Consider the following 12,023-nt stretch of genomic DNA (forward strand, 5'->3'; position numbering starts at 1 on the left):
CGTCGTCGATCACAAACTCACCACCTATACATTGAATCCAAAGTCATTTGCAAAAGCAATATCCATCACTACCTCATGGCGAAGGACTTCCAGGTCATTTGTTTCATCAAATGCAACAAGATAATGTCGTTTCGACTTATCGTATTGTTTATTTTTAAAATTAAAGCGGAGGCGGAACATTCTTTTTTGCGGATCAGAATCTTTCTTATCTGCAATATAAATGTTCTCGTTTGAAATCTTCTCGTTGTCTTCAGATATGAATAAAATCTTGAAACTTGTTCCCTTCAGGACATCACTAATCGGCTCGTTCTGAATGAAATCAAGGGTTGTAATCAGGTTCGTAATTTTCTGAACCATACTGATCAGCGCAATCTGGACGGTTCCCGTCTCTTTATGCCCTTTTTCCGTTTTAATATCCAGCACTGGAATAATCATTTCCTGCGGTGATGACCCGCCATGTACATAGTTCTGACCACCGCCAGCTACCTTGAACACGTTAGAACTGATCGGGAATGATACCACTTTGGTATCATTATTGCCAAGAATTCGGCTTAATGGCAAAGAAGCAATACCATCCCACAGAATTGATTGATCGGATACAATAAAACGCCGGTTAACAAACGAACCTTTCTCGGAGATATTCGCGATCTTATCGCTTTCCTGCAGCTTGTCGCGCTTATAGATAAACCCGTGGTCCGCAGTCACGATATAATGAGTAGCACTTACATGGTCTGTGAGCTGACGAATCAGATCGTGGATTTCATTTGTAGCTTCCTCACAAGCAGTAAAAACCTCGTTCTCAGTATTAGCTTTATCGCCGCGGGCATCAATTTGATTATGATAAATATAGATGACGTCCATCCCGACAAATAACTGGCGGATCGCATCCCTCTTCATCGATTTGAGGTCGTCATATTGAATGCAGCGGCTATTTGGATTATAGCGTTGCAACACAACTTCACGTTGTTTTAGATCATCACAAGATGCCCCATCCACCAGTACGCGGTAATCATTTGTCATTTCTATTGTTTTGTGCGGAAGGAGTGCCGCCATTCCAAGCCGCGTATACGATGGCAATACACCAAGCATGGATTCAAATTTCACAGTACATTTCTCATCATCCTGTAATCTCGAAAACAGTGAACGGCCCGTCTCATAACGCATAGCATCGGATATAATGATGACTACACGTTCTTTGCTGTTGCAAACATATCGAGAGTAGAAATCCCTCTGTAACGGCAATACCGTCATAGATTCATCACAATCAATAACCGCGTTCCACTTTGAAATGATTTCAGCCAAATATTCATTGGTATAGATGTTCTCAATCAGATCACGCAGTCGCTCAAATGCAACGTTGTCCTTGAGTTTGTCGAAATAGGTGTAGAAATATCGATAATGCGTATCCATAAGGTAGTCAGTTTTGCAGTATTGGCTGACAATCCCCTTGAAATCATCGGGGCAGTGATATTTCGCTTGTAAAATCAGAAAATAGGCGTGTTCCAATAGATGATACTGTTCTTTGTAGATATCACCAAAATGCTTTTTTCTCCGTTCTTGGCAGATCTGTGGGATGGTCATTCCTTTCAGTTGAGCACCAGTATCCTCAACCAAGAGCCGCCCCACAATCCAACGAATAATCATTTGATCAATAAACGAAAATGCATCGCATCGCAACAAATCTTCGACGTTTACGGATTCCAGGGTAGAAGCGGCATTCAATCCCGTGGCCACAATATCGGATAATTCGTTATATCTATCACGGTAGAGCAAACTATTCATCAGGTTGTCCAAGAAAGCTATAATATTGCCGGACTTATAAGAAACAAAGCTTTTCCAAGCCTTAGGAAGTTCGGTATCGATATACCGATCCGTGTAGGTAACGAACATGGTAACGACCAGCTTCTCCAGCGTCGGATTGGCATCCGTATAACCAAAATAGTCCTCACAAAGTCGCCAGTAAGCGGGAAGGAGATCATACTTTTCAAAATCTGCAAGAAATTTGTTGCTCTGCAAGCCGCTATCTGTTAAGACGACACGAACAACTTCCTCGAAGGAAGCTGTTCGTGTTTTGCAAAGTACGCTCATCAGAGCAATTTCAATGGTGTCTTTAGTGAAATTTTCAATTTCTAAATCATAAAACCTTTGAGTCCTGTCTTTTGCCCCAAAGAATTTAATGTATTTCTGGATGAGCGGCTTATACTTCTCATCAATTCCGAGGTCAACAGATAACAGAGAAGCACGATCGGCAAAAAATTCTTTGGAATACTTAATGGTATCAGCCAGATGATTATCCCGAACGTGCGGTTTGGGGAACGGTGCATAAATCAAATAATTGGTAGTTCGATCCAAACGTTCCAAAAAGTATTTGGTATAGAACTGGTTGTCGATCTCCAAACGATACAGTTTAGCATTATTTAATTCGAGAGTATGAACGTCTTCAGCAAATTCAGCTTTATCGTCATACCAGAATACCAGTTTGCGGGTTTCGCCAGTGAACTCGGCACTCAGCTTGTCGGCAATTTGTTTCAAATTTAGTTCAGCCATACGACCCGCTCCTTCCCATCATGATTAAATCTTCGCCAGCACATCCAGCTTCTTGCCGTCTGTTCCCGTCTGCACTTTATCGTAATTGACTTTCACACCATCGTCCAGATCAATCGGTATGCGTGTAAGCGCTAGATGTGCAATCTTTTCGTCATATTCTTTGGATTCTTTCAACTGTCGGATCAGCTTTTCCTTTCGTTTCGTTGCTGCGGCTACTTCCCGCGCATTATTGCTGTTGTCAATGGTGTCCTGCATCCGCGCGATCTCGTTCTCGTAGACACGCTGCATCCGGTGAAGATAGTCAATCCGCAAGTTGCCGATGGTATCCCCGTTATAACGATGCATGTAGATCAAAGCCTTGAAGCCATCCTCTTTTCCACTGTCAAAGAGCCAGTAGATTGGACGCTTTTGGTAAACTTTGCAATGGTCTTTAAAGAAGTCCTTTAGAAAATAATTCCGAATCACTTCTCTTGAAGTATTGCCTTTGTTTCCAAGAGCTTTGGCGATGAAGTCAAGATTTTCTTCGAGCGTATTTGAGCCAAATGATTTTTTCAAGAAAGCACAGAACAAGCCGACAATATCATCCTCGAAATATTCTTCGTCGGTTATTGGGATGATATTATCTTGGTCCGGAATGAAATTACTGTATTTGCTATCATCCCATTCGCCACCAGCATAGGCCAACCCTTCGACATCAAGACTGTAACGGCCAAACATACAGCCGACGGCATAGGAAATGAAGGAGCGAACATCACGACCTAAGTCGGCTTTTCGGATTGTGACATCTTTGTCCTCAATTTCTGGTGTCAACTCATTCTGCAATCCATAGATTTCGATGAAGATTCGATTGAGTTCTTCTTCTTTAGATTTTAACTTATAAAATTGAAATTTGGTAAATTTCTCCCATGTATTATAAACATCTACGAGGAGATTGCTGCTTGTACTATGAACCATAAAAGGATGCCGCAAAAAATCCCAACTTGTTTCAAAAGAGTCCCATTCTAACGTCGAAATTGCAATACATTCATGAGTGATTTGGGTAATTATCTCGTATTTATCGTTTACTATAAATGGTAGACTACCAACAATATTAACCTCGAAATTCATAGTTGAACTTAAAACTCTAAGTAAATATTCTGCGGTTTTAGAATTTAGGAATGCTAACAAAGGTAACCTATTTTTTTCATTGATATTACAAACACCCGAACCACCACTTCCAAATAATGCGAAATTCATATGTCTGCAGGAAAATTTACTACTGCTAATCGCCGTAAATGTTAGTCCTGGTTTGAAAATATATTCTAAATTATAATTATGTGACCTGACTCTCCCAGTCGCCTCGTCTTTAAAATTTCTAATATTATATCCGTCATTCTCCCAATCAACAATAAATTCCATGTTCCCGGACCATTTTCTAAATGGCCCCCCCTTACAATATGGGAACCATTTACTTCCACTTTCCTGTGCAGTATCTCTCGAATCTGCTCCCAAATTGATTGCAGTAAAAGGGACTTCATACCAAAGCCGCATGAACAAATCATTATTGGCTGTTGCCATTCCAATTCTTGTTTCGGATACTGTCTCAACCTTTTGCTTTGCTTCAAAGTCTTGAATGATAATTTCACTTGCCCAGTAGGCTATAGGCATACCAGGAATTTTTGAAAAGTTATTCGCATTTGCTTTAAAGTAATATCCGCAATTATGATTATTAAGAGCTTCTAACACTTTCTGACGTTGTATCTCCATACCACCTTTAAATTCAGAAAGTTTGATGTATACTCCTGGCTGATCTTCTCTTGCATTTTTCAGAACAAAAGTACAAATGGGTACAGTAGCTTCTTCAAAAGCTGAATACTCCATCTGAATTAGACTGGATATATGCTTTTCTTTGATAATGAATTTTCTCAACTTTTCATAGGTTTTAATATACATCCAAACATATGGAGACATAAATGCTGAATATCCATTTACTTTACAGTAATCGAAATTTCGGTAAATAAAAATAGAAAACAAGTCTCCCGAGTAATTCTTAAAGTTTGTATTTACATATTCCTTAAGTTTTTTATCCATCTTATTGAGATACGGTGGATTAGTTGCTACTACATCATACTTTTGTGCCATTAAAGCTGCAATCTCCACTAACTTGAGCAGCTGCTTCTGTGTAATGTCCAAACCAATACTATCAAGAGTCATCTGACCACTGAAATTTACATTATCAGCAAACTGATTTAGTAACTCCCAGTTTAGGTTATCGATCTGTAAAATCGAACCATATTCTTTGGCATTCCTAAAATTACTCAATAAATAATCGATTTGATTCAGGACAATATCCCGATCCGAATTACTCATATTCCAACCAAAATACTCTAAATGTTCGCGATTTACCCCAATACTTTCTTGAATTTCATAAACATGACATACTATCTCACCATTTAGGATTTTGCGGTTATACTGTCTTGCTTTCATTATTACAGCGAAATATGCTAGCTGATAGGCACGGTTATCTATATCCAGCCCGTACAAATTATTTTCAATTATCTTCTTTGCTGCTTCTCTTTGAGTGTATCCACACTCTTCATAGATTGCCATCAATACATCAAAAGCATAAACAAGAATATGGCCGCTTCCCATACAAGGGTCAAACACTTTCAAATCTTCGGGAGAGACCTTCTGGCTTACTGATATGATTATATCACTCACTAGGTATTTCAACTTATTTTTCAAAGTGCTTTCAGGATGCCTTTCAATCCAGTATTTACCTAGAGAGTTGTCTATCATATAACGAACAACCCAGTCTGTGGTAAATAACTGAGTGGCCGCTGGAATATCTTCTTTTTTAACTGTTCCTTTGTTTATATTAATGACCTGGTCTTTTCTCTCATCATTATAATATTGATACAGCCACCCAATGATTTCAACCTGTCCCTCTTTTTCCACATTGAAATCATCTTCCGGAATATCGTGTACCAATCGATACACAACGCCATCCTTATCCGTAAAGGACACATTCATCAACAATTCTGTATAGTCATTCGTTTTCTGAAACAGTTCAGGCAAAACTGCATTCAGTGTATTACACTGTTTAATAAATAGCATCCTGAACAGTTCGTCCAGCTTATTTTCATTCTTTAACTGAATAATTCTATCTTTTTCGTCAGGCGTATAATCCAAATCAGCATCAAAAGGGGATGTCACCAAGTCCGGTTCAATCTTGGAACTGCTCTCCGAAGATAAAACCCTGCTTCTTGAAGGCAAATAATCGTTCACTTCCATAAAACGCACGGCAATGAGACGGTTAAACCAGGTATAGGCAACCTCTTCAATGACGCTATGATAAGCCGTTTTATAGTTAGACTGCTTTTCTTTATTTTGTATAATATCAACCAGATGTTTGCGTTGCTCAATTTCAACACCAGTGATGGAATAAGGCTCCTTAGCACCGATGTCAAAGAATTGAACATCTTTCGTAGATTGCGGGAGGGGATTTTTAATCCCCTTCTCCGTAACCCCCATTAGTCCTGCCTTATATGTGATCTCTGCGATGAGCTTCTTCCTTGCCCATATGGCAAAGTTTTTAATTGCGGTCTTATTCATCTGTAATGTCTCCCTTAAAACTCGATATTAATGATCGTGTCTGCATCCAACTCTTTCAGGATTCGCTCCTTAAGGGCGGCAATATATTTTTCAACGTCTTGCGGGGTTTCAATCTGCCAAGAGGCGGCAAGGTTCACACTCTTAATGCTAATGTTCTTTCTCTTCTTAATCTTCGGCTGAGTCATAGGCTCTGGATTCACAGTGTTGTTTTGATTATATTTTTCACTTTCCTCTTTAACCTTGTCGCGCGCAATTTGCTCGTCTTTTCTGGATAATTCATTCAACAGCCGTACTTTCAACGCATCAGCTTCCACTTTAATATTCTGCATGGTCGCGACATTATTGCATGTCCTCGCCTTTTCCGTGATTTCAAGGAAAAGTTGATGGAAGCGACTAGAATATTGGTCCTTGTACCCCTTCGTATCTAATACATCAAATACTCGTTTTCGGGCATCCTCTATCGCCGCGATCACTGGAGCTTCCATATCCTGCAGTAATTGGGCGTAAAGCTCTGTAAATTGATCCAGAAATGCAGGCAATTTAGGAATCTCACCATAAGGAGATTCTTTTTTCAAGATCGCTTTTATTTCATTAACAACTTGTTCGACTTTTTCTTCTACGATAAAGGTCTTACTTTCCTCGTAAATTTTCATTAAGTTCAGAGCTTTTTCAAATACCTTCTTTTGCTCCCCATCAAAGAATAATTTGACCGGTTCGTAGTCTTCAGCAAAGTCAAGGTAATCGTCCCGATCTGCATGAAGCTTCTTGAAAAATTCCGTCGGAGACTGAATCTGAAGAATGGCACGAAGCAAGCTTTTTCCGGAAGCGACAACCTTCTGTCCAGGGAACGACTTTGCTTGATACATAATTTCATATTTATCCAGTTCATTCAAAATGTCCTTGCTGTATTTCTGGAAACTTTGCATCATCGCATCATCATCGTCATTGGCGCTGGAGGTGCCGAATAATTCCTTCATGACTTCGCGAACAGCTTTCTTTTGGCCGTCAGATGCTTTCTCTCTTCGCTCTGTCAACAGCCTCTCGACAAATTCTCTCTTGGTGACGTAGTTGATAATTTCTTCCTGCGATTTATTCAGCAAGGTGACACTGGTTCCATTCACGGTAAATGAGATATCGCCGTTCTTGAAAAGTTTGGCGACGAGCCATTCCACATCATCCTCCACGAAACCATAAGGTGCTTTCATAAAACGATCCATCAAACTCTTCATGGATGTTTTCGTGTGCATGGAAGAATTATTGGAAATAAAACTGAGCATATCGTTTAACGCGTGGACGTTCGGTTCGGCAGTGCCGTCCAACGAAAGCGTAATCTGGTTTTCATTCTTGAACAAGGCGCGAATATTGGCTTCACTCATGGGAGTGTCAATATACGGCAGTTTGTGATAAACGATCGAAACGAGGCGTCCAAGTGCATCATTCATCCTTGCTGTGATGTCTTTCGATGCTATCTGGGCTTTGTCCCCATTTACATAAATATCAGCACTCTTCAAGGATTCGCTCAAGAATAACTTCGCGTTTCCATTTCTCTCACGCATCTCCACACGCTTGGCTTCCTTGATTTGTTCGAATTTGGTCAATGTGCTGGAAGTATTCAAACGCAGATATTTTTCAATTTTGAGAGCATTCCTGATTTCATCTAGAAAGGCGGAATCATTGGGGAGTACGACAAGAATTTCTCTTCCCTGCCCCGAAATCATACGCAAGGTTGTCTCATCGGTACTATAATCACTGCTCGGAGTGAGTACCCGTATTCCGATGTCGTGGCTCTGATTCGATTTATACGGCCGGTCATCCACGAATCGATTGAAAGCAAAATTATATCTGCCATTAAAGGCCGGGTAACGATATTTGTCGCCTTTGAAAATATCATCATAGATGAGTTCCGATACTTTACTGATAACCTCCGCCATCTCCACATTCTGGCTGTCAATTTCACGGTTTATCTCTTGTTCTTCATTGGTCAAGAACACGTAGATATCGCCATTCTTCTGGATCAATGTTTGATTGGCAAGACTTTTCAATGCTTCTTCTACTTGTTGTTTCAATTCCATTCTGTCAGTATCTATATCCGCGATCATCAAACTGGTAATATTATCGATGTTGGCTTTAATTTCTTTCACGTACTTGATCATAAACAACGTTTTCAGTACATTTACCGCGAAGCAGTCGTCCTTCTTGTCGGGGTTAATATAATCGTTATCCATTGCGCGGCTGATGACACCTTTATGACTATGGTCCAAGAATTGATGCAGCGCATCGTAGAACATATTAAAAGGGATTAACGTACCTTCCGGATGATCCATCAGTTTTACCGCCGATTCCTTAAACAAAGCAATCATGGATCGCTCGCCTTCAGCCAGATGCTTCCCCGAAGCCCCGTGAGTTCTGATGGAAGTCAGGACGCTCCCTAGCAAATTAAATTGATAAGGCACAAAAGGATAAACGGCTGCAAAGTCGCGGTCGTCTGCATATAGCTTCTTTTCGATGCCGTCATTAAAGACAATCAAATTCTTGATAATGGTAACTTTCTGCTCATACAGTAATCTTAGCGTCTGCTCCGCTGTGGTGTTTTTATCCAGAATTCTCTTCTTGATGACCTCATCGACATTGGCTGAGGAAAGAGAAAGGCGGGTATCGAACCGTCCCTGGATCTTGGAGAAGTCGTTTCCCTTCGTCTTGGTAATGGAATCAATGTCTTGTTGGCTGGTAACGACAATCCAAACTTTACCATTGCAGGCCGTTCCCAGATCCTCGGTTACCGTTTGCAAATTCAGCATCAGCTTGGAGTCATCCCCTATGTACTGACCAATCTCATCCACGAGGAATACAATGTGGCGATTATTCCCTTTCCGATCGATGTATTCTTTCACAAGACGCGCAAAATGTTCAATGCTAATGGAGTACGGCTCCGATGCTTTCTCGCACCAGTTACGAGCCGCGGCTTCGCTCATAAATCCCATTTCGGCCAATACTTCCACTATGCTGTCTTGAATGAAATCAAACTTATACCGCGATTCTTCCCACGGCTTGCCGAAATTCTCTTGAAAGAGGTTCTTAAATTCTTCATAGCGGTCTACCTCAACAAGTTGCCTTTCCAAATCTGCCAGAAATGGAATGGAGCCGCAAAACCCTTGCATTTCATTAAATACTTTAAGAAAAACGGAAACAATGGCATCTTTAGAATGCTTTCCGGTCATTTCACTCTTGGAATCAATATTGAACAGAACGACATCCGTAGGAACGCTAGCAGCAAGTTTCATGTCTGCCAGTACCATGGAGTCAACGATTTTGTTATCTTCTATGAAGTAATCCAGTGCTCTCTTACCTTGCACTTCTTTATTGTCTAGTAAATACGATAGAATTTTCAGAAAGTGGGATTTACCGCTACCGAAGAAGCCGGAAATCCACACACCCATTTTGTCAGTGTATCCGTTAATCCCCTTCTTATAACTTGAGAAGAAATCCGCAAAGTGCTTTTGCAGTTCCTTTGTCACCACGTATTCTTCAAGTTCTTGCTTAATATTTTCTTCATCGGCTTGACCAACTTTGATAACACCTTTAATATCCCGATCGATTTCTCTAACGAACATATCTTTGATCTTCATATCATCAGCTCCCTAATCAACAAGCCTGAATGCTCTGTAGTAATTATCGTCTTTGATTTCCGAAAACAGGATTAATTCCTGCCCATCATACTTCCCCGGGTAAAACATAACCACCGGCACATGATCAATGGCCTGATGCAGATTATTCAACACCTTATGTGACCGTAGCAATGGATAGCATTTTCCAATTCCCGTTAAGAAGACCACAGCTTCCTTCGGGGTGCGTTCTTTAATATATTGAACGATCAGACTGGCATCATCATTGATCTGCAGAAGGTTTCCGACTGATTTTACGATGCGTTCAAGTCCTTTTTTCTTCTCGAACATAAAACATTGCTCCATAAAACCTTCTTGCTCCAAAATATCAATGATGATATCGTAAAGATCAAAGACCATCAGCTCAAAACCATCGGCTGTTTTTGAATTTTTGGTTTTCATGTACTCGATTCGATCTCTGACTACAAGTTCTTTTTCCGCCGGGTAATCAAAAACATAGTAACCGACTTCATTGCCGAGCCCTTTATTTTGCCGGAAACTTGGCATTCGGATCATTCGTTCCGCTAAATCTAATCTTTCTTCCAAGCTGGCCATTCTTATTTCACCCCCGTCAGGGCATGAAGTATCAATTTCATACCGTTATCCTTCAGACATTGTTCCAGCTTTAGATCCAAGATTGGTTTCAGGATTTTTCTGTTTCCGGTTGAACGATCCGTTAAACCTGCTTCCATCAACATTGTTTTGTAGCATGTGCCCAATCTCTTTAAGGTGTAATCCGTCCATTTTGCAACTTTCTCGCTTTGCAGTTGCTTGTTTTTGAAGAAAATTCGGATGTCACTATCATCCAGTTCATCGCTTCCAAGAATCAGCTTTTCTCGGTAAACCTCATAAACGAAATCGAAGAATAAGCTGTCTGTCATCATTATTGCTATAAGGTTGATGATTTTCTGCGTTGCTATATCACTTTGTTCAAAAAGTGAATAAAATGATTGATCCAAGCTTTTTACCCGATTGGACACTGTATTAAAGATTTGTATTGCTCTATCTTGTGTGGGAGCCGCGAATAGATTCTCTTCTATATTTAGCAATTTAATCTCTTTCAACAATTTCCCCTGATTGATCAGGTTTATCACCTTACGAAAGTCAGAAAACCAGAACGAAAGCTTCACCATTCCTGCGCTATATTCTTGTTTTCTCATCCTTTGTCACCATTCAGTGCAACACGGGAAAAAGCTTCATTCTCCGGCCTATCCACAATCTCCACGATATCCCCGATATCACAAGCCAATGAACGGCAAATCTTAACAAGAACCTCCATAGAAACAAATTCATTGTTCGAAAGCTTCGTCAAGGTGTTTGGGCTAATGCCAGTCATTCTCCGTAATTCTGTTTTCTTCATTCCTTTATCGATCAACAATTTAAACAGCTTGTTGTAACATACATCCATTAATAAAACACCCTCTTATACCATACTTTAAGAGCCTACAAGCTACAGAATACCACATGTTATAGCTTCTTAATAGTTATGTATAAGAATTTGCGATTTTTTATCAATTTTAAGTAATAGTTGTTTACAATGGCGAATTGTTTACTTTCTCGCTTACCCACGCAAAGGATAGCTCAACCTCATGAATGCGGACAGAAGGGGTGAGTTCGTTAGTTCGGCCTTGCAACCCGAATAAACGGACGAAATTTAAATAATCCTCTAGCCATGCGGAGGCCGGACTAAAAGAGTGAACCAGCATGATTGCCTTCTTGGCATTCAGATTCATAGCTTCCAACAAGGCCGAAGCGGTACGATGAAGCAGCTGATATCGAATGGAATCCAAATTTACGGAATCCTCAAGCTGCAGGGTTTCTCTAAGAAAAGCGAGCCTCTTTCTCTTGCCGTCGCTCGCTTGCTCCAGCCAGTCCTTCACCAGTTCTCCGAAAGGCTCTTCCACTTTTCCTTCCACCATGATAACAACCAAATCTCGTTCTGCCTTGCCTAGCACAAAAAGATCGTTCTGAGACGGTGCCTTTTGATTATCCAAATACACTTGGTGTTCCGGAAATACATAAAGAATTTTCATATTTTCAAATTCTGTATTCGAGAACACGCCTCGTATCGAAGACGGTAATCCCTCGCATGCGGCCCACGAATGGGCTAGCTCGTAGGCAGAATACCCTTTCTTCCATTGCTTCTCCGGATCGGCGAGAAAGCTCCTCCACACATTTAAGTCATTCGTTTGGGTACAAAAATGTTTCATATTGCCTTTC

The 12,023-nt window shown here is 40.5% G+C and carries 7 protein-coding genes; all 7 read right to left on the reverse strand.

Features of this window, described 5'->3' with window-relative positions; all coding sequences use genetic code 11:
* Positions 1–24 precede the first annotated feature (24 nt).
* The 7 genes from pglZ to KJS63_RS04720 all read right to left on the reverse strand — a co-directional run bounded on the left by pglZ (position 25) and on the right by KJS63_RS04720 (position 12,013).
* The gene (pglZ, locus tag KJS63_RS04690) at positions 25–2,547 is read right to left on the reverse strand and encodes a BREX-1 system phosphatase PglZ type A (RefSeq protein WP_213618119.1); all 2,523 of its coding nucleotides are present in this window, start codon (positions 2,545–2,547) and stop codon (positions 25–27) included.
* 24 nt (positions 2,548–2,571) lie between these two features.
* Entirely contained in the window at positions 2,572–6,141 is a 3,570-nt protein-coding gene (pglX, locus tag KJS63_RS04695) for a BREX-1 system adenine-specific DNA-methyltransferase PglX (RefSeq protein WP_213618120.1), read from the reverse strand.
* A gap of 14 nt (positions 6,142–6,155) precedes the next feature.
* On the reverse strand, positions 6,156–9,767 hold the full coding sequence (gene brxC / locus KJS63_RS04700) for a BREX system P-loop protein BrxC (RefSeq protein ID WP_213618121.1): 3,612 nt from the start codon (positions 9,765–9,767) through the stop codon (positions 6,156–6,158).
* A 12-nt stretch (positions 9,768–9,779) separates the two neighbouring features.
* Complete coding sequence (locus tag KJS63_RS04705; protein WP_213618122.1) at positions 9,780–10,358, reverse strand: DUF1788 domain-containing protein; 579 nt, start codon at positions 10,356–10,358, stop codon at positions 9,780–9,782.
* Positions 10,359–10,360: 2 nt separating this feature from the next.
* On the reverse strand, positions 10,361–10,963 hold the full coding sequence (locus KJS63_RS04710; RefSeq protein WP_213618123.1) for a DUF1819 family protein: 603 nt from the start codon (positions 10,961–10,963) through the stop codon (positions 10,361–10,363).
* Positions 10,960–11,211 (reverse strand): helix-turn-helix domain-containing protein, encoded by a 252-nt coding sequence (locus KJS63_RS04715; protein ID WP_213618124.1) that lies wholly within the window; start codon positions 11,209–11,211, stop codon positions 10,960–10,962. Before KJS63_RS04715 ends, KJS63_RS04710 begins: the two co-directional genes overlap by 4 nt.
* A gap of 124 nt (positions 11,212–11,335) precedes the next feature.
* A complete protein-coding gene (locus KJS63_RS04720) occupies positions 11,336–12,013 on the reverse strand; it encodes a DUF6946 family protein (RefSeq protein ID WP_213618125.1) in 678 nt (225 codons plus the stop codon).
* Positions 12,014–12,023 lie beyond the last annotated feature (10 nt).

The sequence above is a fragment of the Paenibacillus sp. J22TS3 genome, from assembly GCF_018403205.1.
Lineage (GTDB): Bacteria > Bacillota > Bacilli > Paenibacillales > Paenibacillaceae > Fontibacillus > Fontibacillus tuaregi.